Consider the following 22,626-nt stretch of genomic DNA (forward strand, 5'->3'; position numbering starts at 1 on the left):
CTGCCTATTTCGTCGCGCCTGCCGTCAAGCCGGCGATGAACCGCCGCTGGAAAACCAGATAGGTCAGAATGAGCGGGAAAATGACGATCACCGCGCCGGCGGTCAGGACCGGCGTATTGACGGTGTAACGCCCCTGGAAAAACAGCATGCCGAGGGGCAGCGTCCGATAGGCGTCGTCATTGACCAGGATGAACGGAATGAGAAACTCGTTCCAGGTCCAGATGAACAAGAACAGCGCCAGCGTCGACATTGCCGGTATCATCAGCGGGATAACGATCTTGCGCAGGATATAGAAGCGTCCGGCGCCATCAAGCACCGCGGCTTCGAGAACTTCCTCCGGCAATTGCTGCATCGCGCTGGCAAGGAAGATCGTCGAGAAGGGTATCGACATCGCGATCTGCGGTATGATGAGAGCCGCATAGGTATTGATCAGCCCGAGATAGCGCATCTCATAATAAAGCGGGATGATGAAGGCCTCCGCCGGCACCATCATGCCGAGCGTCAGGATCGCAAACAGCGTGCGCCGGAGCGGAAACGACAGGTAGGCGAAGGCAAAACCGGTCAACAGGCCCAAGAAGACGCTTGCGGCAACGACGGGTATGACGACGACGATCGAGTTCCAGAAGTAAATGTTGAAATGCCCGGCATTCCAGGCATCGACGTAATTTTCGAAATGCGGATAGGCCGGAAGGGCGAATGCGCCCTTCAGAACGTCAGCCTTGCTTTTTATCGAGGTCAGCAGCAGCAGCAGGAACGGGGTGATCGTTACGAAAGCGAGAAGCCAGAGCACAATGCGAAGGAAGAGCGCGGCGGGGTAGTTGGACGAGCGGCCCATCAAGCCATTCCTTTGCTTCTTGAGCCCACCAGCCGGTGAATTGCATAGTTGATTGCGAATGTCAGCAAGGCGCCGACAATGGCGATGGCGGCCGCTGCGCCGAACCGATTGAGCTCAAAGCCGAGCTGATACATGTAGATATTCGGCACGAGCGTCGCGTTGGCGGGTCCACCCCGGGTCATCGTGAAAATCAGGTCGAAGCTTTTGATCGAGGCTATAACCGTCAGAAGCAAAACCACCCTGATCTCGGGCATGAGAAGCGGCAGCGTTATCCAGAAAAAGGTCTTTCGCGGCGACGCGCCGTCGACCTTGGCGGCGTCGAAAAGAGACGGGTCGATGCGCTGGATTCCGGTGAGGAAGATGACCATGCAAAAGCCGAAGAAATACCAGGTGGCAACGATCCCGACCGCGGGAAGCACGAAATTGAAATCTCCGAGCCAGGGTAACGCGAACCGGCTCAATCCTATCGCTCGCAGAAACTGATTGAACGGGCCGAATGCAGGATTGTAGAGCCATGCCCAGATGATGCCCAACACGGCGGTTGGCATGATGTAAGGCAGGAACAGGAAGGTTCTGAGGGCGAGTTGTTCGCGTTGCTTCAGATTCCACACGCAGGCGGCAAGCGTTATGCCGAGCACGAGCGGCAGGACGCAGTAGAAGATCATCAAGCTCGGCATTGTTGCGCAAGGCAATGTAAAAACGGCTATCGGAAAAGAGATCGGCGTAATTGCCGAGGCCGACCCATCTCGGCATCGTCAAGCCGTCCCAACTGGTCAGGCTCAAACCCAAGGCCGCGACGATCGGCCCAAAGACAAAAGCCGTATAAAGCAGCAATCCCGGCAATAAATAGATGAAATTGGTCTGTTGCGAGCCATCCAGTGCGGAGCGTTTCATCCAGTACTCCATGAAGCCAAAGCTCTGGTCATCGTGCGGCAAGTCGTCAGCTCGCAGCGCTCATTTTAGCGTGGTGGATAGGACGCCGGCCGGACCGCCTAGTGCGCGGTCGTGACCGGCGTCCGCACTTCCTATTTCTTATCCTTCAAATAGGCCTGATAGTCCTTGTCCATGGCATCGACAAAGGCTTCGGGCGTAATCTTGCCGGACAGGAGAAGTGGCGTGTTGTCGTCGATTGTCTTCAGCATCGTCGGGCTCGACCAATCGGGGTAATGGCCGAGCGCATCGTTGGCGTTGAGTGTCTTCCACATTTCGATGCCGGAGGTCAGGAGCGGCGTGAGCTTGGGCTTGGCATCCGCCGGGAGCGATGTTGCAGGAAGATAGCCTGCAGCGGCCCAGCTTTCGGCGGCCTTTTCGGACACCATATAGTCGATGTACTCGCCGGCCAGGTCCTGTTTCGCCTTGTCTTTGGCAAGGCTGGTTATCGCCCAGGCAAGATCGACGCCGCCGACGCTCATGGGCTTGGAAACGCCCTTAGGAGCGGGAATGGCCATGAAGCCGATATCCGGATTGTTTTGCATGTCGCCGAAGTACCAGGTTCCGGAGATCAGGAATGCGCCCTGTCCTGATATGAACAGCTGGACGGCGTCGTCACCCGATATGCCCTCGAAACCGGGGTAGAAATAGCCGCCCTGCGCCCATTGCTGCACGAGTTTGGCCGATTCGATGTTGCCCTTTGTGTTCCAAGAGCCGCCCTTGCCGTAGATCAGGTCGTCAAGCTCGGCGCGATTGGCCGCGTCAATATGCGCTTGATCGATAGCGCCGATCATGTGCAGGGCAAGATGCTGCTTGGCGGAGCCCATCATGAAGGGCGCAACGCCTTTTTCCTTCAGCTTGTCGAGGTCGGCCAAAAGCTCCTCGAAGGTCTGCGGCAGCGCCACGCCGGCGTCGTCGAGGATCTTCTTATTGTAGTAAAGGCCGACGATCTCGCCGAGACCTGATATGCCGTAGGTCTTACCGACCCCGAATTTCGCCCCCTCCCAGCGGTCTCTGGCCAGCACGGAATCGGACTGCCGCTTATCCCAGCCATATTTCTGAATGTACTCGTCGACCGGCAGGAGCAAGCCTTCCTTGACCATCGCGCCCATGTCGCCGGCGCCCTGGTTGACCTTGGTGATGACAGGGCCATCGCCCGCCGAAACTGCAAGTTTCAGCGTCAGCTTCATGTCATCGAAAGTGCGCGCAGTGCGTTTGATCGTGACACCGGGATGCGCGGCTTCGAAATCCTTATTCAGTTGCTCGATGACCGCGCTCTGGCCTTCGAAGGTCTGGTCATCCCACACGGCCAGATCGTCGGCCCGGGCGGCGGAAAGGCCGAAACTCACAAGCGCCGCGCCGGCGAGCGCGACAGCTGCTTTCAATCGGTATGCCGGCAGTATGCTGATCGATCTCACGGTTCTGTTCATCTGCTCCACCTCATTTGGTTTATTCTCCACTCCCCGTCCGGGCCTCGCACCTGGCGCCGGCCGAACGTTTTCTTTCCCCAGAGCTTTGCCTGGTTGGCGAATCTGGGGTAATCGTCACTGCATCGGCCCCTCTCGCGATCCAGAATGACAAAGCGCCACGCAGGAGGTGGCAAAACGATGGACAGCAACTGCTTCATCCGCCCGGCGATTGAAGCCGATATCGACGCTCTTTTCGACATCTGCCTGAAAACCGCCAATGGCGGCGAAGATGCCAGCGCGCTTTACAGCGACCCGCATCTGCCCGGTTACATCTGGTCGGTACCCTACCTCAAATTTGCCAGAGACTTTGCCTTTGTTCTGGTTCAGGGCAACCGGCCGGTCGGCTATGTCGTCGGGACGCCCGATACTGTCGGGTTCGACAAAGATCTGAAAGCAGACTGGTGGCCGTTCGTCCGACAGCAGGTCGCCGGGCTGACGCCCAACCGTCCGCGCGATGCCGACGTGCTCGAACGAATTCAAAATCCGCGCAGCGGAACGACGTGGCTTCAAGACGACTACCCGGCGCATCTTCACATCAACATTCTTCCCGGACTTCAGGCCGGCGGCTGGGGGCGCAGGATGATCAGCACCGAGCTTGAAGCGCTCCGCAATCACGGAGTCGGAGCGGTGCATCTCGGTGTCGATCCGAACAACGAACGCGCCAGAGGTTTCTACCGTCATCTTGGCTTTTCCGAACTCGAACGCGATGGCTCCGTCGCCTTCGCCATGCGGATTGATAAGAGACCCGAGTAGAACCGACCGAGCCGTCATGCTCATGAGATTGGCTCCGCATTTGCGGCGTCAAGCCCATATTTCAAAACGACTGCCGCCGGCATGGCGCTCCAGCCCTGAAGCAGCGAGCCGCGCCCATAGGGCGGCGAGAAATATTCCACCGCACCGATCCAGCCATTGTCGAGACAGGTTTCCCACCAGCGCGTCAGGGCGTAACGCGCCCCTCCAAGTCCGTGGCGAAGGCGTTCTTCGGCATAGGCGCCATCCCAATAGGGCCAGTCCGAGCCATTGTGGTAGCGGTAGGGAAACGCCGTCTTGGATCGCAGATCGCTTGGCCGCTTGAAGGGCGGATAGGCGCACATTACACCCCAGCTGCCATAGGGCTGCTCGTGATTGTTGCGCGTTTCCAGCTGGCTTTCAAAGGCTCTCAGCAAGCCAATGGCCTGCTGTTTTGAAATTGCGCCGAACCGCGACAAGGTCAGGCTGTCGAGAGCCAGATGATCCTCGACAAAAGCGCCAGGCGTTCCATAGTCGACATATCCTCCCGTTGCCGGGACGAAGAGCTTGGCCTCGATCTCCTGGCGGGCCAGATTTGCGGTCCTGCCCGCGCGTTCGGCAAGAGCCGGATCCAGACCGTCGCCAAGCCTTGCCACCGCATCCATGGCGCCGATGAAAAGACCGAGATCATAAGAGACCAGGCCCTCGCGATAGACGTTGTCGGCCCAATCCCGATCGTTACGTGGCTTTACCGGCAGGACGCTGTCGGGGCCGGCCAGGCTGAGATAGCGGTCGACGATTGCCCGAACGATCGGCCAGTGCAGCTGCGCCTCGGCGAGGTCCTTCGTGGCCCTGACGTAGTCGTCGATGAACAGGATGAAAAAAAGCGGGCTGTCGAAGTGGTCGCTCCACCAGTCTTGCGGACGGTTGTGGTATTCCGGGACCGCCTTTTTGTGGGTTTTGGGATTGGCCTTGCTGTCTTCGACAAAGCGCTGCCACGCCTCCGATTGCGCAGGCCCGGTCAAGATCACCCCGCTCGGGGCTTCTCCATCCGGCTGCACCCCTTGGCAAGCAGCCGGATCTCGTCGCGCACCGCCTCCGGTGCGAGCGTCAAAAGCGGCTGCATCGTCCAATAGCCGTCGCGGTAATAGGTCCGCGCCGGGGCACTGTAGGCCTGCCCCGCGGCAAGACCGGCGAAGGCGCCGTTTTCGTCGCGCCTGATGCTGGAAAGCGCGGCATGGATGCCCTGGCTGACCATGCTGCGCATCAGCGGGTCGGCGTCGGGCGCCAGATCGCAACGCGCGACATATTCGGCGGCTTCGGCAACGATCGCTTCGCTGGCGAGGCTGAGAGCCCTCTCGGCTTCGTCTCTGGAGGCGCCGACGGCAATCCGCAAATCGGAACCGAGAACGTCCACGATGAGGACACCCCAGCCCATTTCGGCAGTCTGCCGATGGGGGCCCCGAGTAACCTTCGCGCTCGCGCCGTCCCCATCCGGCTCATGCCACCAGGCGCAACGACGCGCCGGATATACGCCCTGAAGGCGTGCGCCGCTGATCAACATCACCGGCAGCGACTGCGCGACGAATATGCCGCCCTGCCTGGAGACCATTCGGTTCGGCGCATAGGTATAAGGGCCAGCGATGGCGGAAAACCTCACGCGCCCCAGACTGCCGGCGCCCCAGAGGGCGAGATCAGCATATCCGTCCGGATGAACATCGGCCTGAAGGCGCGGCGCCATTATAGGCAGTAAAACGCCTTGTTCGGCGGAAAGCTGTCCATCGGTCGAGGGCTTTATCATCGATAATCCCCCCACAGCGAAGTTGAAGAGGCTGCAGAACGCGAAAGAGAGCAATAGAGGGACAAGCCGGGGCCTGCTCCTCTTCGGGCGACCTTGGCGAGCGCGCGGCTATCCAGACAATGCGGGTGGCGCATACTTGTCCTCGACCCTCTTTATTTCGCCGTGCATTTCATTGCACGTTGATATCAGCCTACAGGCGACCTCCCATTTGTCAAGGACATAGACAAATCTCCACCTTGGGTGTACTGAAATCCGCTTATATGACGAAGTTGAGCCGAAGCCCTCCTTTCTACGAGGGTTTCGGGTCAATATCGACCCCTGATTAGGTATATGCTCCGAACTAACTGGAAGAGCTAGCCGATGGCACTGACACTTTCTGCCACGCAGACGCCCATCGCACGAAAAATCTCAACTCATGCCGTGATCCGGACCGTGTTGGCGAGCGGCTCGATTTCCCGCGCCGACATTGCCAAGCTGACCGGCCTTTCGAAACAGACGATTTCCGATGTCGTGCGCGACCTCGAGGATGATGGATGGTTGAAACCTGTCGGCCAGACCGATGGCCGCCCGGGCCGCAATGCGATTACGTATGAACTCAACGCCAGGGCGGGTCTTGCGGTCTCCATCGATCTCGGCGGCACCAAGATCGCTGCGGCGATCTGCGATCTGCTAGGTAACATCATAGCCGAAACCAAAGTGGCCACCGACCCCCGCGGCGGAATGCATCTCGTCAATCAATTCAGCGATCTCATCGTCGAACTCTTGCTTGCAGCCGGAACGACTGCCGACAAGCTCCGTCTCGTCGTTCTGGGCAGTCCCGGCGTGCTCGATCCGGCCACCGGCCATATCAATGTGGCGCCGAATATCCCCGGCATCGACGCGATCAATCTGCGGCAGGTCTTCTCCGACAGAATGGGCATTCCGGTGATCGTCGAAAATGACGTCAACCTCGCCGCGCAAGGCGAGAAATGGCGGGGACACGGTGTCGAAACCGGCAATTTTGCCTTCGTCGCGCTCGGAACGGGCGTCGGCATGGGCATCATCGCCAATGGCGCACTGCTGCGTGGCGCGCGTGGCGCGGCCGGCGAGATCGCCTATCTCCCGATCGGCGGCGATGTTTTCGATCCCGGCGGGTTTACGCTCGGGACCTTCGAGAGTGCAGTCGGCAGCGTCGCGATGTTACGCCGCTACACCGGCTTCGGCGGGCGCAACGCTGCCACCGTGGCCGATCTCTTCAACGCCTTCAATGCAGGCGATGCCAGCGCCGTCGCCGCAATCGAAGAGACGGCAAGGCTAGTGGCGCTCGCCATTGCCGCCATCGGAGCAACTCTCGATCCCGAACTGGTGATCACCGGCGGCAGCATCGGCGCAAGACCGGAATTGGTAAACGCCATCCGGGGTTTCCTGCCGCGCTGCACGCCTTATCCGCCGCGCATCGAGATCAGCCGGTTTGGGAACCGGGCCGCCCTCATGGGAGGCATGGGGGTCGCGGTCGAGCGCATGCACGACGATCTGTTCGGCGTGAAATTGAAGGATACTTGATCGGCCTGCGCCACTTGAGAACTGCGGTAAATGCGCTAGATTTTCCGCCATGATAACAGCGACACAGATACGCGGCGCGCGCGCCATGATCGGGATGAGTATCGAAGAGCTCGCCGCCGCAACCGGCCTGCCTGTGGAGACCGTGACGGCGCTGGAAAACGGCGAATTTGCGGGCGAGCCGCACGCGCTGTTCGATGTGCGCAGCACGCTGGAGGCGCACGGCATCATCTTCCTGTCGAGCGGCAATCAGGATGAAGGCGGCCCCGGCATCCGGTTGCGTGCGCGCACCGTCAGCGACGACGGTATCCGGCCGGAAAACCTCAACGCCGCAAACGACGATTAGGCCGGCGCGGGCTCAATTCATCCTGTTGGTTGCGGAACCAATCCGACACTTGGCCGTTTCCGCTGTCCTATCAGATATTTGAGGGCAGTCATTTGAACAGCAGGAATGGTCTCTACGTTCTCATCGGCGTTCTCGTCGTCACCGTCATCGGCCTCGGTACTTATATCTACCGTGAGGAAAGCAAGCCGCAGGGGATTGAGATGAGCATCGGCAAGAACGGTGTCTCGATCGAGCAGAACTGAACGTCAGAGGTAGGTCTTTGCCAGGTCGGCGAGTTTGCCGCCGTCCTTCACGCCCTGCCTGTAGAGCTGAATGATGACCGCACCGATGCGCTCGGCCTCGGGTGTCGTCCTGGCGAGGCCGCGTTCATCGCAGACCTTGTCGAGCACCTGCGAAAGCAGATCGAGATCTTCCGAAAACAGCGGCAAATCATGCGGATGAATTGATGACCGTAACATCACGCCGCATTCCCTCCGAGGGCAAACGCATCCACGCTTGCATCGCCGGCCGCCCTCCGCAACCGACAGAAATGATTATGCGCGACGGCTTGAATTTTAGCAACTGCGCAAATTTCCACGAAACAAAATCCGGGAACAAATTTTCGTCCCGCGCGTTTTGACGCCGCCCTGTGGCAATAATCAGTGAGTGCAGACGTTGAGTGAAATACGCTTCCCCTCCCCCATCCGGGTGTTTTCTCCAGAGAGCAGCCTGATCGTGTCCACCGTCTGGGAAGCCGTCGAATATCTCAAACAATGGCCGAGCAAGCGTGGGCGTCACTATCGCGTCGCGCGCCAGCATTGCCTGGACGCGCTCGACGGGCTGCGCAGCCCGCGCGCCGCACAGGCTTCCTTCATCACAGCGGCGAAGACGGCGGGATTGCTGCTGTGAGATCAGCTGCTGTGGCGGCTGGCGGCGGCGAGCTGGGGGTGAATGGAGCCTTCCATAATCACCTTGGCGGTCACCTCGATCACCTGCTCCTCGGCAAGTTCAGCAAGCGCGAGGGCGACATCGCCCTCCGACCAGCCAGCCTTAACGGCCTCCTCGGACAAAGCCTGGAATGCGCCGGCGAGGGCTTGCCTGCAAGTGAGATTCTGCTTCATTTCCGCCATGCGCTCGCACTAGGCTATTTGTGACAGGGACGCTTTTAATCTACACATATTCGCATGAAAGCGAAGAGGTTTCACGTTTTTTAGATTCGAAATTGCGTATCTCATACTTAATCTTGGTATAACCTTAACAAAAGGCAACAAATAACAGCTCCGTAACTCAAAGCGTACCAAAAAGAACTAATAGATTTATTTGATTCCACACCCACAAAGGGTATTTCATAGCGTTATTTACTGCAAATGGTCGCAATATCGAAGTCGAAACGACGACTGGGTACCCGTCCCGGCAAAGTGAAATCCGATTTGCGCCACGTTTCATCATCTTCCCTGCACCCTGTCAATCGGCTTCAGGATCTCCCATCGGCGAGCGCCGGCGCTCTTCGTTCGTGAGATGACGGCTAGCCTAGCCGAATGCGCATATCCGCCAACCGCCATCCTCAGCTGCCGCGAGCGCCTCCTGCGCTAATCACTTTAATACCACAACGACACCACACTGCCGTCAAACTCCGCCGTACGATTGTGTTGCGTATTATTGGGTTGGCGGGCTCATTTTCTCCAGGAGGTAAAATGTCTATCGAACTAGACGCGACGACCTATGTGCATGCTAAACCGGCGACGGCCCATTCCTATATTCTGCCGGCCGTAGTCGATGTTCTTGAGAACAGTTTTCAGGAGGCAAAAGAAACATCGGTCTTCGACCTCGGTTGCGGTGCCGGCGGTGCTGCGGCCGTGCTTGCAGGAAAGGGCTATGATGTCACCGGTGTCGATCCCTCCGAGGACGGTATCGCAAAAGCGAGAACGGCCCATCCGGATCTGCCGCTGGAAATCGGCTCCGGTTACGAAGATCTCTCCAGCCGGTACGGGACCTTCGATGCGGTGATCAGCCTCGAGGTGGTGGAGCACGTTTATGATCCCAAGGCGTTCTCGGCCACCATGTACGATCTGGTGAGGCCCGGCGGCATCGCGGTCATGTCGACGCCTTTTCACGGTTACTGGAAAAATCTGGCCTTGGCCGTCAGCGGCAAGATGGACGATCATTTCATGCCCCTCAAGGACCATGGCCATATCAAATTCTGGTCTCCGGAAACGCTGAGCACGCTGCTGCATGAAACAGGTTTCGAAGACGTCGACTTCGAATATGTCGGGAGGATTCCGCTGCTGGCAAAATCGATGATCGCGATTGCCCAGAAACCGCACTGAAGATCAACCGTTTTCCGCAATGGCCGCGAGAGCGCCGCCATACGAAACGTGATGTTCTGACTGGATTTCAAGGGGATAAATGGTCGGGGCGACTGGACTCGAACCAGCGACCCCTTGACCCCCAGTCAAGTGCGCTACCGGGCTGCGCTACGCCCCGACCTGCCGAAACGGCTTGCTTCGTTTAGTTTTTCGGCGCGTGCAATGCAAGCGGAAAAACTCGCCTCCCACAAAAAGAGGCGGTTTGTCTAATTGATCAGATCGCCGCGAGCGTCAGCCGGCCTTCGGCGGTATGGCGGGGCTGCCATGCCTGGTAGTTGGCGATCGAGAAATGTGGGGTCTCGAAGGGGGTGGCGTGGGTTTCGGTAATGACGGTCACGTCGGCACCGGCGGCTTCGCCGGCGAGGATGCCGGCGACGGCGTCTTCGAAGACCAGGCATTTCGCGGGATCGACGCCAAGACGGCTGGCGCCGAGCAGATAGCCTTCGGGGCTGGGCTTGCCCGATTTGACCTCCTGGCCGCTGACGATGACCTTCGGCATCGGGATGCCGGCGGCGGCCATGCGGCGCCTGGCAAGCTCGATCGGCGCCGAGGTGACGATCGCCCATTTGCCGTCGGCAATGGCGGAGAGGAAGCGGATGGCGCCGGGGATTTCGACGATGCCGGAGACATCCTCCATCTCCTCGACGAGCAGCAAGTCCGCCTCATGGGCCGGATCGACGCCGGGAAGGCCGAGCCCGCGGATGACGTCGGAGGCGCGAATGCCGTGGATGGTCTTCAGAAAGACCTCCGGTTCGAAGCCATGGCGCCTTGCCCATTCGCTCCAGACGCGTTCGACGACGGCGATGGAATTCAACAGCGTCCCGTCCATGTCGAAAAGGAAGGCGTCATAGGATCTGTCGAGGATATCGTGGAGAGCGGGCACGGGGCGTTCCTTGCGGGTGCGAGGCCGGGGCGACCCCTGCACAGGCGAGTAGCGGAGAGCGGCGGCGGCGTCAACGCTAGTCGTTGACGTCGACGTCAACGCTAGTCGTTGACGTCGGGATGGGTGACGTTGCGAACGTCGGCCAGACCGCGGGCAGCGTCGCGGCTGCCGGTCGCGGCAGCGGCTTCGAAGATACGGGTCGCATCGCCATACATTTTGAGATTGAGGTAGCAATAGCCGCGCAGAACCATCAGGTCGATGCGTTCCTGCTGTAGCTGGGCGCGCTGATCGAGATAGATCAGGGTCTCGCGATAACGCCCGGCATCGAAGGCCGAAAGCGCGCGGTCGGCGAGGATCGCCACCTGCAGCTCAGCGGCGCGCTGGCGGTTCTGCGGCGCCTTGGTGGCGGCAACGGCGGCGTTGCTGGAAAGGCCGGCGCGCAGATAGGCAAGGCTCTGGCCGTAGGCTGCGTCTTCACGGTCTTTGCGGACCGGGCTCTGCAATGCCGCCTCGAAGGCCGAGATGGCCTCCATCGGCCGATTGATATCCATCAGGCACCAGCCGCGCGACAGCGCATTGGCCGGGCTGAGCTGACCCGCATCGAAGGTCGTCGAGCAGCCGCGTGTCTGGCGCGAACCGCGCGCAACGGTCACCGTCTGCATCGCCGGCCTTGCCGGGCGAACGGCCACATCGGGCTCCGGCTGCAGCGGGGTGCGGCGTTCGGCCGGAAGCGGCTCGGCCGCCGTGGCAGGGCGTTGCACCGGCTGCGTCGGCTGAACCGGCTGCTGCGGGGCAAGCGTGCCCTTCTCCGGCGGCACCGCGCCCCCATTCGGCATCAGCGATGAGGTGTCTTCGAGATTGATGATCCGGGCCGACCGTCCGGCCCAGGCGCGCTGAAGCTCGAGCACACCCTTGCGGTCACCCAGTTGCTCGCGGGTGACGACAAGGCCATAGGCCGACGGTTCGTCATCGGGCTTCCAGACGAGTGCGGTCTCGAACCAGCGCGCGGCGGTCTGGAACTGGTTGAGCGAGCGGGCATACCAGCCGAATTGCTGCGCCGTCGGCACGTATTTCCGGGCGATAACTTCGGCGGCGATGCGATGCAGCACGTCTTCGGCGAGATCGGCCGGGGGCTGCAGCGCCATCAGATTGGCGGTCGCGGCGAGATAGGTGGCGCTCGCATCGTCGGAATCCGCACGCCAGCGGAACATCACGTCCTCGGCTTCCTGAGGCGCCTTGCGGGCGATCAGCGCCAGCGCCAGCCCCTGCGAAGCGGCGGCCGTATCCTCCTTGGCGCGGGCGGCGCGGAACCACTTCTCCGCCTCAGGATCGTTGTTGCGGCGAAGCTGGTACCAGCCGAGCAGCAGCGCATCCGAGGCAAGCCCCTCGGTCCCGGCGAGTTTTTCGAGGCGGGCGACATATTCGGGCGCGATGGCGAGCTTCGGATCGTCATTGCCTTCGGCCATGAAGCGCCGGGCGAGATTGTCGCGGATCGCGTCGAATTCCTTGCTGCCGTCGGCAGCGGGCTTCTCCAGCGCCAGCAGCGCCTGCATCGGCTGGTAGGCAAGCAGTGTCGAGGCCTTTTCCACAGTCGCCTGCCGCTCGGCCGGATTGGGGCAGTTCTTCAGGATATAGCTGTAGGCGTCCTGGCCGCGCTGCTGCCTCTTCGTCTGGATGAAGGCTTCGGCGACACGCCAAAGGACGTCGACCTCGCTGCAGGTGAGCAGGCTCGGCGTTGTGGCTGCGATATCGACCACCGTCGCATATTGCTTGAGGTCGGAAGCATTGATGAGGCGGGCGCGGTCCTCGGCGACAGCGAGCCGCTCGAGCAGATCGGCCGGCGGCTGCCATCCGGCATCGGCTGCCTGACGGTCGGCGAGCGCCCTGCGCAGCTCGGCGTATCGGCCATCGGAATAAAGCTGCCACATGGCCTCGAGCTGTTTGTCGCCGTTCTGCGGCACGGCGAGCGGATCGGCCGGCGGAACCCAGTTCGGGTAGAGCGCCTGAAGGCGAGAGATCTCGGCCTGCAGGCGCACTTTGTCGCCGCGGCTGGCGAAATAACGAAGCGCGCTTTCATCGACAGCAGGCTGCGTCGGGGCGACGGCCTGCTGCGGCGCTGGAGGCTCGGACACGATAGCAGGCGTGACCGGGGACGGAGAAGCCGTCGGCTGAGGCGTGGGTTCTGGCGCGGATGGGGGCGCAGATTGAGGCGCGGCTGATTGCGGCGGTTCTGGCTGCTGCGCGACGGCATTCGGATCTGAAGTATCCGATGCCGATGGCGGCGGGGACGTGATCGCCTCGATCTTGTCGGCGACGAGTTGCGCATTGAATTCGGAATTGCCGGCAGCATCGTTCGGCTTGATACGGCCCATCATCATCAGTTCCGGCGCCGGCTTGCCGGCAGAGCCAAGGCCGAACCTTTCCTGCAGAGCGGCACGGTCCTTCAGTCCGGTGACAAGGCTTGCCACCACCACTGCCGCTGAAACCGCCACGAGAGAAGACTTCACAGACACTCCGGATGCTTCTCCCCGATATAGGCCAGCCCCAGCAGTTGAAGGGTGGACGGATAATAGAGCGCAGGGGCAAACTGCAGCGCCGAACTCGGCAGCCTGGTCCCATCGACAACACAGGCCACAACATCGTTAACAATTCGATAACCGGGGTCCGACAGCACGGTCTTCGGCCGGCCGGTGGTCAGATCGATCGTGGCGGGAACGCCGTCTTGCGACATCCCCTTTTGCAGGCGGACGAGCAGTGCCTTATCGGTGATGCCGCCGCGGGCGAGATATAGCGGGATGCGGATGGCGTTGTAGCCGAATTCGGCGTCGAACCCCTCTGCCGGCCGCGGCTTGTCGTGCAGGCTCACCCATTCGGCAGGAAGCTTGCGCGGGCCGAACTGCATCGTCTTCAACAGTTCCACGCCATCGTCCGACAGTTTTTTCCAGGCATCCGACGGCGCGAGCGCTGCCATCACCGGGATCGCCTCATAAATCCAGTAGGACGGGTTGACGACCGGACCATCGTCGCGGTCGCTGCCGGTAAACCCTTCGGTTCCCGGCATCAGCAAGGTGCGGCCCTGCGAGCTGCCGACGGTTTCGGCAAGCAGCGCCTGCGCCATGCGGGAGGCAGCGAGGATATAATCTTCACGTTTCCATGCCGTGCCGGCAAGCGCCAAAGCATAGGCGATCAGCATGTCGCCGTCGGTGGCATTGTTGGTGTCGGCCACGTGCGGCTTGACGTTCGGATCCCATTTCCAAACGGCCAGGCCGTCGTCGCGCAGCAGCAGCTCGGTGCGGGTAAAATACCAGATCTGCTCGAAATCGGCGGGGCTTGCCGAGAGATAGGCGAGCAGCAGGCCGTAGCCCTGCCCTTCGCTGTGGCTGATGTTGCCGTTGCCGTTGTCAACGATGCGGCCGCTCGGATCGAGAAACTTCGCCTTGTAGGCCGACCAGGCGTCGGCATTAATCATCGCCTGCTGCGCGGTAGCCGGCAGGCCCGGTGCAACCGCGACAGAGGCCGCCAGCAGAAGCGCGCGCCACCGCCTCATTTCGACCGGCCCAGCTTCTTCAGCATCGTCGACGTGGTGACGCCGATCAGGAGCACGAAGACGACCAGCAGCGAGGCATAAGAGAGGATATTCGTCGACAACCAGTTGGCGGCGATCAGGCGATAGTTGGCGATCGACCAGGGCGTCGACGGCACGAAATCGAAACGGGTGACGGGCAACGCCTCGATCTTGCCGGTCTTGCTGGAATAGGTGGTGATGTGGCCCGACAACTGCGGCCAGTTCAGCTGCGAGGTCAGAACCTCGACCCCTTCACGCAGATCCTTCGCCGATGGCGCCGCCACCACGGTCCAGGAGCCCGCTCCCGCGGGGCTGGAGCCCTGGGCCACCAGAAGCGAAGCGGTGTTGGGCGGCGTAAAGATTTCCTCGGCGCCCGGCACGAATTGCAGCGAGCTGCGGGAAATATCGAAATTGCGCCACAGCCACTCGCGGAAGGCAATCATCCGGGTGCGAAAGACACCGCCGCTGACCTTGGAATTCCATTCCTCGAAGGCCGTACCGGTGTCGACGACGCCCGTCTGCGCATCCGTCACCGGACGCCATGAGGCCTGGCTCGCCGTTGCTATATTGGTCTGCGACAGCGCAGTTGTCGGCATCTGCGAGATCGAGCCGATGAAGATCGCGTCACGATCTCCGATCGTATTCGGCGAGGCAACGGTTTCCACGGGGATCGGATGGCCGGCCATGATCGCCATCTGGCCGAGCAGGGTCGCGGCGGCCGAAAGCGTGTCGGCGTCGACGCGGTCGATGAACAGCGGCATCGGTTCGGTGGCCCGGCCATAGGGATAGGCGGTGCCGGCCATGGCGGCCAGATTCGGCCGCTGACCGACGCGGGCGAAATCCGGCATCTGCAGCTCTGAGGTATCGAACAGGGCAAAGCGGGGATTGGCGCCGGCTGTCGCGCCAGGCGCGCAAGCCGCATCGTCCTTGGTCATCAGGATCGCCTCGATCGCCACCGTATTCAGGCCGGGCTTGACGTGCCGCATCGTCACGCGGATCGGCAGATGGCGCAGAATGCCGCCTGTTGTCGTGGTGATCGGCACGGTGGAGGCGATATTGTCGTTGACGTAGATATCGATGTGGCTGCCGGGCAGGACGTTGTCGGTATAGGCGGCGTCGAGCAGCACCTTCGCCTCGCCATAGGCATTGGCATAAAAATCCGCCGGCACGGCGATGTTGAAGCTGGTCCGCAACCGCCGGCCGGAAAATTCGGTGGTCTTCACGCCGAGCTGAGACAAAGCGATGTTGGTATCGGAAAAGACCAGCGGCGCGTTCGGCGCGCTCCAGCGTTCGGTGGTCAGCACGTCGCGGCGGATATCTGCGGATCTGTCGGTCGGGGAGACGATGGTATCGATCGCCGATGAGACTGCCGGCCAGGACGGGCCGCTGATCAGAAGCACCGGTGAGCCGCTGCGCGGATCGGTGACGAAAGCGGCGAGTGCCGCACTTTCGGCGCCGGGCGGCAGGCCCGGAAAGAGCGGCCGCAGTTCCGCCGCGGTACCGACGAGCACACTGAGCTTACCCGGCCCGCCGGCCGGAAGCGAAGCAGTGCTGAAGGCAAAGACCTGGTTCGGCATGCTGCTCAGCACGGAGAGGCCCTGCGCCAGCCGCAGTAGCGGCTTGGTGGTGCCCGGCTGCTCCAGCGCCGGGACGACGATGTCGAACTCGGTCTTGCCGGCGCCGTCGACGCCGATGGCGCGGATCGCATCGGCGCTCGCCGGCTCTGCGGCATCGCTGCCGGCAAAGCTCAGATAGGTTCCGGCCGGATCGATATTCGACCACAATTCATAGGTCGACTGGATGCTGCAATCGGTGCGGTGGCGCTGGGCGGCTTCGAAGGTAACGACATTGGCGCCCGGCTGCAGCAGGCCTGGCGGAACCGCGAAGGTGACGGCCGACGGGCCGTCCGGCGAGCCGACGCGCTGCTGGCCGATCGGGCGATTGTTGAGATAGACGGTCAGCGCCGAGGCCTCAGGCGCGACGACGATCGAATTCTGGTAGGCGAAGGTGAAGCTCGCCTTTGCGGCCGCCTGTTCCTGCGTCAGGTAGACGGACCATGACCGCCGATCATATTCACCGCTGAGACCGAGCTTCGAAAAGGGAACGACATAGCGACGGATACTGTTGGGGCGCTGAACCGGAGCCGTATTCGCCGCCGCGGCCGGCTGCAGCGCCGGCTGAACGGCGATTGCCGGGGGAACCGGTGTAGGAGCAGGAGCAGGTGTCGCCTGGGGTGCCGGTGCCGGCAATACGGTAACCGGGGGCGTGACGGGAACCGGCGCAGCCGCTGCCGGCGGAGCCGGCGGTGTCTGTCTCGGGGCAACGGCGGCGCCGGGCGGACGCTCCCCGGACATGTCGAAGGGTGCCGTCTGCGCCTGGGCGAAGGCGGAGGCATTCAGCAGGAAAAGCGAGGCAGCGACGATGCTTCTCATCCGGCGTTGACCTTTGCGGCCTGCTGCTGGGCTTCGCGTTCCGGCCGCATACTGCGGAAGAAATAAACGAGGCCGCGGCTCGTCTGGTAGAACGACAGACCGAGGAACCAAATGGTGCCGCGGATCAGGCCCGGATTGCGGCGGCGCGAGGCCTGGAACTCGGTCCACTGGCCCGAGTTGGCAAACATCAGGTCTGCGATCAGGCGGTGGTCGAGCGCGCTTTTCGGCACGTACTGGCAGCCGACATTGCTGATGTCGCCCGACGGCTCGATGTTGCGGACGATCAGCGGCAGGGTTTCCAGTTCCGCACCGCTATAGGGCCGGAAGCGGATTTCACCGAGGGCACCGACCAGCATCTCGTCGAGTTGCTTGTTGAAGATGTGGAGCCTGGCGCCATGGACCGAGACGTCCTCGATCGAGGCGGTATACCACTTGCCGTTGGCGCCGAATTCGCAGCGCCGGTTGACGCGGACGCGGCGGGACAAGGCGCGCTCGCCGCGCTCGGACACGACACCAAGCGCGCAGCCGGCCATGATCAGGTTGATGAGGTTCCAGCCGCCGACGACAAGGGTGACGTCGGCCTTATAGGGCTCGGCATAGATTCTATAGATGGTGATGACGAGCGCGATGATCTGCACCGCAAAGATGACGAAGAACGGGCGGCTGATCTCGGACAGGCGGCTGACGGCGATCGATTCGTCCTTGGCGGTGACCTTGAAGGTCGGCTTCCTCGGATTGAGCATGACGGAGATGACCGCCGGCAGCAGATGCACAGTCTGAACATATTCGTAGAGTTCGGAAATCCATGGCCAGCGGAACGACCCGTAGAGGTAGTTCTGCATCATCAGGTTCACCAGCATGTAGGCAAGCGTATAGGCAAGGAACTCGCCGCCGGAGGCTGTGAAGATTTCCAGATCGAAGAACAGGTAGAAGAGCGGTGCAAACAAGAAGATCGTGCGCGGGAACGGGAAGAGCCAGAACAGCGTGGAGGACATGTAGCAGAGGCGCTGCGGGATCGACAGGCCGCGTTTCAGCAGCGGGAAGCGGAAGCGCAGGATCTGCATCATGCCCTGCGCCCAGCGGCTGCGCTGGCCGATGAAGCTTGCGAAGGTGGCGGGCTGCAGGCCGGCGATCAGCGGCTTGTCGACATAGATGCTGTTCCAGCCGCTGCCGTGGAGCGCTAAGGCCGTCTCGCAATCCTCGGTGATGCTGATGCCGGAAAAGCCGTTCTGGGAGTCGAGCGCCCTGCGGCTCAGGACCGCCGCCGAACCGCAGAAGAAGGCGGCGTTCCATTTGTCGAGGCCGCGCTGGATGATGCCGTAGAACATTTCGTTCTCGCTCGGCATCTTGTCGAAGGTGCGCAGGTTGCGCTCCAGCGGATCGGGATTGATGAAGAAGTGCGGAGTCTGAACAAGGAAAAGCTTCGGGTCGTCTTCGAAGTAGCCGACGGTCTCGAGCAGGAAATCGCGGGCCGGCGCGTGGTCGGCATCGAAGACGGCGATGAGTTCGCCAGTCGAATGTTTCATGCCGTTATTCAGATTGCCGGCCTTGGCGTGCTCGTTTCGGTCGCGCGTGAGATAGCTGACGTCGAGGTCTTCGCAGAGCTTCTTCAGCTCGATATGGCGGGCAGCGGCGGCCTGGGCTTCGAGCAGCTTGCCGGAATTTCGCTTCTGCAGGGTGCCGCCATCGTCGAGCAGCCAGACATGCAGCTTTTCGGCCGGATAATCCATGGCCTTGGCGGCCGCCAGCGTGTTGCCGAGAAGCCCGGCATCCTCGTTATAGGACGGAACGAAGACATCGACATGCGGCAAACGCCCGGGATTGGCGGCGCGCGAGGGGCGCGGCGGCAGCGGTGTGGCGACGATGAACAGGCTCAGCGCCAGCATCGCGACGCTGTACATTTCGGCGAGATAGAGCAGCAGGCCGGGAATGAAATTCTCAGGCTGGTTTACCGGCGGCAGGGTGTTGGTGGTGCGCCAGTAGACATAGCGCAGCACGATCGAGGTGCCGAAGGCGAGCGCCACCAGGCGCCAGGTCCCCTCGCCCTTCAAGACCTTGATCAGCGCCATCACCGTCACCACCGTGATGCTGGTGATGAGCTGGGTCTGCAAGTTGACCGGCAGCGTGATCAGCACGATCAAGCAGAGCGAAACCACGGCCCATATGAAGACACTGCGGGCTTTGCGCATCGACGTTCCTTCGAAATTGCTCAACCGGACACCATCGGCGCTCCGGGCATGCTCACTCAGAACGGGCATGATGTCGTCCGAAAACCGCTCACACTTTTCGGCATCATGCTCTATCTCCGGCAGGCGGCCGTCATGGCCGCGTCGCCTATGCAGTCTGGCGAAGGCACGGTGACGCCGATCGCCCTTGCGGATTGTTCGACCGGCTGTTCGGGCGGCGCGGCTGCCGCATCCGGCATCACCCTCGCCTGCGGCGCCTCGCCGGGCAGCGGCACGCGCGGGCCGATGGGCGCGGGCATCGGTGCGGCGCCCGGTGCCGGGGTCGAAGCGTTGCGGGGCAGAACCGCCCGCGGCCGGCTGATAATCGCGGGCGCCGGCTCGTAGCCGATCGGCATCGGGCTGGCGCGATAGCCGCCCTGGTCAGGATAGATCGGCGCGCCCGTGCGGCCGAGCGCAACGTCGGCCGGCGGCGGATTGCCGTAGGGATTCCAGATCACCCCGTCGAAAGTGCCCGATATGGTATAGCCATAGACGATGCCGAGCAGTTGGCGTTCGCTGGCATTCGCGTCGCAGAGACGCAGGCGCAGCTGGATCATGCCGAAATTGCGCGCCTGGGTGTTGGCATTGACGCTCGAGCGGATCTGCTGCCAGGCATAGATGCAGGTGTCGCCGCCACGGCTGCGGCCGGAGGCGTAACCAAAAGGGCCATAGCTGTTCTGCAGAAAGGTCGCCGACGTCGCCATGGGCACGCCGGGGGCGGAGCGCGCCACTTCGCGGGCAATGCCGCTCTCATTGATCATGCTGAAGCCGGCATTGCCGGTGCCGGGGTTGGCCCCGGACGCGCCGAAAAATTGGACCTTCAGGAAGTTCTGGCCGGGCACGGAGGATGAGGTAAACAAGGAAACCGTCTGCTCGACGCCGTTGCCACGCTTGCGTTCGACCACGCTGACGATCGACGGGCCGCCCGGCGGCGGCAGGACCAGCGCCTTCTCGGGCGCCACGGTCTCCGGCCCGGAGGGCTGGCGGACACCGCCTGTCGACGTGCAGCCGGCCATCATGCCCGCCACTGCCACCAGCGATATCGTCATCCGCAAACGCATGTCTTGAGCCGCCGCAATCGTCTTTCCAGATATCCATCCGCAAACCGAAACGCGACGGACCTTCGAATCAACGACCACGCGGCCGTTCACAGGGTATAAATCGCCAACATGGTTAACGAAGCGTAAACGGCCGACCCTTGATGCCGTTAAACGAACCCGCGCTGACCGTGATTCGGACAGCTCAACCGTATGGTGCATAAATTGATTTAGCAACACCTTAACTGCGCTGATGGCGACTGTCTTGTGCCACGATGAAAGGCCGGCGGGGAACTATGCCGCATGGCCAGCGTTGCCTCGGTGTCCAAAGTTAAAAAGGAGAACATCCCATGCGCAAGATCATGCTGGCTGCGGCCGCCATGCTGACCATCAGTTCCACCGCCTTCGCGCAGAGCACCGTCATCGTCACCGATCCCGCACCGACCGGCTCCGTCGTGTTGCCAGGCGAAGTTCGCACCTATGTCATGGAGCAAAATACGCCGTCCGTCGTCTATGACGGCGATATCGCCGTCGGCGCGACGCTGCCCGATACCGTCGAAGTGCACACCGTGCCGAATATGGACGGTTATGGCTATACCGTCGTCAACGAGCGACGCGTCATCGTCGAGCCGAAGACGCACCGCGTGATCCAGGTCATCGAATAAGGCGATCGGGGACAGAGGACATGTTGCCGCCTGGAACAGGATGATTTTAGGCTCGGTTGGCCTAAAATCCAAATCCTGTTTTAAATTAAAGAGTTAGAGCATGATGTCATGAGAAAGCCGCTCACACTTTTCGGCATCATGCTCGGCTTCACGTGCTCTCATCTTCCATTTTCGCCGGCACATTCAGAAGTTCGCGGATCTTGTGGGCTAGCTGCTCCAGGCTGAAGGGCTTGGCGAGCAGGGAGACGCCATGATCGAGCACCCCGTTATGGACGATGGCATTACGGGTATAACCGGTGGTGTAGAGGATGCGGATCGCCGGCCATTTTTCCTGGACGATATCGGCAAGCTGGCGTCCGCTCATTTGCGGCATGACGATATCGGTGAAGATCAGGTCGACCTCCCGATTTTCTTCCAGAAGCAGAAGCGCCTCCATGCCGCTTGCCGCCTGCAGCACGGTGTAACCGAGCTCATGCAGGCTTTCGGCGGTCATGATGCGGACGTTCTCATCATCTTCCACCACCAGGATCGTATCGTTGACGCTGCCTTGGGGAATAGGCTGGGCGCCAGCCGCATTCAACCTGGCGCTCATCGCGCCGACATGCCGGGGAGATAGATCTTCACCGTCGTACCCCTGTCGATCTCCGAATAGATCTTGATGTGGCCGCCGCTCTGCTTGATGTAGCCGTAAACCTGGCTGAGGCCGAGACCGGTGCCCTTGCCGGGTCCCTTGGTTGTGTAGAAAGGGTCGAATGCACGCTCGATCACGTCAGGCGACATGCCGGTGCCGGTGTCGGTCATGCTGACCATCACATATTGCCCGGCATCGACCTCCGAATGCATGCGGGAATACCGCTCGTCGAGTTCGGTATTGGCGGTCTCGATGGTCAAATGTCCGCCGCCGGGCATGGCGTCGCGGGCGTTGACGGCAAGGTTCAAAATAGCGTTCTCAAGCTGGCTCAAATCGGCAAAACTCGGCCAAAGGCCGCCGGCAAGCACGGTCTCGATCCGGATCTGCTCGCCGAGTGTACGCCGCAACAGCTCGGACATGCCGCCGACGAGCTTATTGAGATCGATCACCTCAGGGGCGAGCGGCTGCTGGCGCGAGAAAGCGAGCAGACGCGCGGTCAGGACCGCGGCACGCTGAGCGCCGTCTTTGGCATTCTGGATGGAGTTCAGCACGCGGGGATCCTCATGCCCGGTCATGCGTCGCTGGGCAAGATCGAGGTTGCCGATGATGATCGCCAGCATGTTGTTGAAATCATGGGCGACGCCGCCTGTGAGCTGACCGATCGTCTCCATCTTCTGCAGCTGGCGCACCTGCGCCTGTGCCGCGGCATTCTCTTCCATCTCGTGCCTGAGTTCGGCGGTGCGCTGGACAACCGTCTGTTCGAGGCGCGTGTTGAAACCGTTGAGCTCGTTGCGGAGGCGGCTCTGCCGGCGATGCGCGATGATGATCATCTCCATCAGCCCGATGATGATCGCCGCATTGATGAGATAGGTCGACAGCCCAACCCATTGGCCGGCGCTGACCGGCCAGAAGATATTGTGCGGCTCGACGAAAAACTGCTGGACAATGAAAGCGGCAAGTATCGCCGCGACGAGGCCCGGCCCCGCGCCGCCAATGAAACTCGCCAGCAATATCGCCGGGAGGAAGCTCAGAAAGGGAAAGCCGGAAAGATAGTCGCTGGCGGCAAGCCGCAGAAGAAACGTCAGGCCAACGAAGGCAACGGCCAGCGGATATGTATAACCCGGCCTGTGACGCAGCCAATCCGTGGCACTCAGCAAATCCATTCCAGACCCCTCCTTACGGCGCTGCGCCTTA

General features: G+C 61.5%; 17 protein-coding genes, 1 tRNA gene and 3 pseudogenes. 7 read left to right on the top strand and 14 right to left on the bottom strand.

The features are described 5' to 3' along the window. Positions 1-4: 4 nt before the first annotated feature. The 3 genes and pseudogenes from MF410_RS11070 to MF410_RS11080 form a co-directional block, all read right to left on the bottom strand. A complete protein-coding gene (locus MF410_RS11070; protein ID WP_097627144.1) occupies positions 5-835 on the bottom strand; it encodes a carbohydrate ABC transporter permease in 831 nt (276 codons plus the stop codon). Beyond that, positions 835-1,729, bottom strand: a pseudogene (locus MF410_RS11075) (sugar ABC transporter permease). Before MF410_RS11075 ends, MF410_RS11070 begins: the two are co-directional and overlap by 1 nt. A gap of 131 nt (positions 1,730-1,860) precedes the next feature. Then, positions 1,861-3,195: an extracellular solute-binding protein gene (locus MF410_RS11080; RefSeq protein WP_097627140.1), complete on the bottom strand. Its 1,335-nt coding sequence runs from the start codon at positions 3,193-3,195 to the stop codon at positions 1,861-1,863. A gap of 177 nt (positions 3,196-3,372) precedes the next feature. Here MF410_RS11080 and MF410_RS11085 point away from each other — a divergent pair, with 177 nt between their 5' ends. Beyond that, a complete protein-coding gene (locus tag MF410_RS11085; RefSeq protein WP_097627138.1) occupies positions 3,373-3,987 on the top strand; it encodes a GNAT family N-acetyltransferase in 615 nt (204 codons plus the stop codon). Positions 3,988-4,007: 20 nt separating this feature from the next. Here the strand turns inward: MF410_RS11085 and MF410_RS11090 are convergent. Further along, positions 4,008-5,764 (bottom strand): annotated as a pseudogene (locus MF410_RS11090) (glycogen debranching protein). 360 nt (positions 5,765-6,124) lie between these two features. Here MF410_RS11090 and MF410_RS11095 point away from each other — a divergent pair. The 3 genes from MF410_RS11095 to MF410_RS11105 all read left to right on the top strand — a co-directional run bounded on the left by MF410_RS11095 (position 6,125) and on the right by MF410_RS11105 (position 7,891). Then, a complete protein-coding gene (locus MF410_RS11095; RefSeq protein ID WP_097627134.1) occupies positions 6,125-7,306 on the top strand; it encodes an ROK family transcriptional regulator in 1,182 nt (393 codons plus the stop codon). 49 nt (positions 7,307-7,355) lie between these two features. Then, the gene (locus tag MF410_RS11100; RefSeq protein WP_097627132.1) at positions 7,356-7,649 is read left to right on the top strand and encodes a helix-turn-helix domain-containing protein; all 294 of its coding nucleotides are present in this window, start codon (positions 7,356-7,358) and stop codon (positions 7,647-7,649) included. A 92-nt stretch (positions 7,650-7,741) separates the two neighbouring features. Next, positions 7,742-7,891: a hypothetical protein gene (locus MF410_RS11105; RefSeq protein WP_097627130.1), complete on the top strand. Its 150-nt coding sequence runs from the start codon at positions 7,742-7,744 to the stop codon at positions 7,889-7,891. Positions 7,892-7,894: 3 nt separating this feature from the next. Here MF410_RS11105 and MF410_RS11110 read toward each other — a convergent pair whose 3' ends face one another. After that, positions 7,895-8,107 carry a hypothetical protein gene (locus tag MF410_RS11110; protein ID WP_029872887.1) on the bottom strand — a complete coding sequence of 71 codons (213 nt, stop codon included), beginning with the start codon at positions 8,105-8,107 and terminating at the stop codon, positions 7,895-7,897. Positions 8,108-8,303: 196 nt separating this feature from the next. Between MF410_RS11110 and MF410_RS11115 the strand changes: the two genes are divergently transcribed. Beyond that, positions 8,304-8,537: a DUF982 domain-containing protein gene (locus MF410_RS11115; protein WP_097627128.1), complete on the top strand. Its 234-nt coding sequence runs from the start codon at positions 8,304-8,306 to the stop codon at positions 8,535-8,537. A 2-nt stretch (positions 8,538-8,539) separates the two neighbouring features. On the opposite strand, the gene MF410_RS11120 is transcribed toward MF410_RS11115, so the two are convergent. Then, positions 8,540-8,758 carry a hypothetical protein gene (locus MF410_RS11120; RefSeq protein WP_165503912.1) on the bottom strand — a complete coding sequence of 73 codons (219 nt, stop codon included), beginning with the start codon at positions 8,756-8,758 and terminating at the stop codon, positions 8,540-8,542. Between the two features lie 564 nt (positions 8,759-9,322). On the opposite strand from MF410_RS11120, the gene MF410_RS11125 reads away from it, so the two are divergent. Then, positions 9,323-9,955, top strand: coding sequence for a methyltransferase domain-containing protein (locus MF410_RS11125; RefSeq protein ID WP_097627127.1), 633 nt, complete (start codon positions 9,323-9,325; stop codon positions 9,953-9,955). Between the two features lie 80 nt (positions 9,956-10,035). Here MF410_RS11125 and MF410_RS11130 read toward each other — a convergent pair. The 7 genes from MF410_RS11130 to bcsN form a co-directional block, all read right to left on the bottom strand. Further along, a tRNA-Pro gene (locus MF410_RS11130) sits at positions 10,036-10,112 on the bottom strand. A gap of 96 nt (positions 10,113-10,208) precedes the next feature. After that, positions 10,209-10,877: an HAD family hydrolase gene (locus tag MF410_RS11135; RefSeq protein WP_097627125.1), complete on the bottom strand. Its 669-nt coding sequence runs from the start codon at positions 10,875-10,877 to the stop codon at positions 10,209-10,211. A gap of 101 nt (positions 10,878-10,978) precedes the next feature. Continuing rightward, positions 10,979-13,384 (bottom strand): cellulose synthase, encoded by a 2,406-nt coding sequence (locus MF410_RS11140; RefSeq protein ID WP_097627123.1) that lies wholly within the window; start codon positions 13,382-13,384, stop codon positions 10,979-10,981. Continuing rightward, positions 13,381-14,424, bottom strand: coding sequence for a glycosyl hydrolase family 8 (locus tag MF410_RS11145; RefSeq protein ID WP_097627121.1), 1,044 nt, complete (start codon positions 14,422-14,424; stop codon positions 13,381-13,383). The genes MF410_RS11140 and MF410_RS11145 overlap by 4 nt, the downstream gene beginning before the upstream one ends. After that, positions 14,421-16,874 (bottom strand): cellulose biosynthesis cyclic di-GMP-binding regulatory protein BcsB, encoded by a 2,454-nt coding sequence (locus tag MF410_RS11150; protein ID WP_097627119.1) that lies wholly within the window; start codon positions 16,872-16,874, stop codon positions 14,421-14,423. Before MF410_RS11150 ends, MF410_RS11145 begins: the two co-directional genes overlap by 4 nt. Continuing rightward, positions 16,871-19,063 carry a UDP-forming cellulose synthase catalytic subunit gene (gene bcsA / locus MF410_RS11155; protein ID WP_097627280.1) on the bottom strand — a complete coding sequence of 731 codons (2,193 nt, stop codon included), beginning with the start codon at positions 19,061-19,063 and terminating at the stop codon, positions 16,871-16,873. Before bcsA ends, MF410_RS11150 begins: the two co-directional genes overlap by 4 nt. 110 nt (positions 19,064-19,173) lie before the next feature. Next, positions 19,174-20,160 (bottom strand): cellulose biosynthesis protein BcsN, encoded by a 987-nt coding sequence (gene bcsN / locus MF410_RS11160; protein WP_097627117.1) that lies wholly within the window; start codon positions 20,158-20,160, stop codon positions 19,174-19,176. Positions 20,161-20,486: 326 nt separating this feature from the next. On the opposite strand from bcsN, the gene MF410_RS11165 reads away from it, so the two are divergent. Further along, a complete protein-coding gene (locus MF410_RS11165; RefSeq protein ID WP_097627115.1) occupies positions 20,487-20,801 on the top strand; it encodes a DUF1236 domain-containing protein in 315 nt (104 codons plus the stop codon). 148 nt (positions 20,802-20,949) lie between these two features. On the opposite strand, the pseudogene MF410_RS11170 reads toward MF410_RS11165, so the two are convergent. Continuing rightward, positions 20,950-22,595: pseudogene (locus MF410_RS11170) on the bottom strand (response regulator). Positions 22,596-22,626 lie beyond the last annotated feature (31 nt).

This window comes from Rhizobium sp. C104 (assembly GCF_022354505.1).
Taxonomy (GTDB): domain Bacteria; phylum Pseudomonadota; class Alphaproteobacteria; order Rhizobiales; family Rhizobiaceae; genus Rhizobium; species Rhizobium redzepovicii.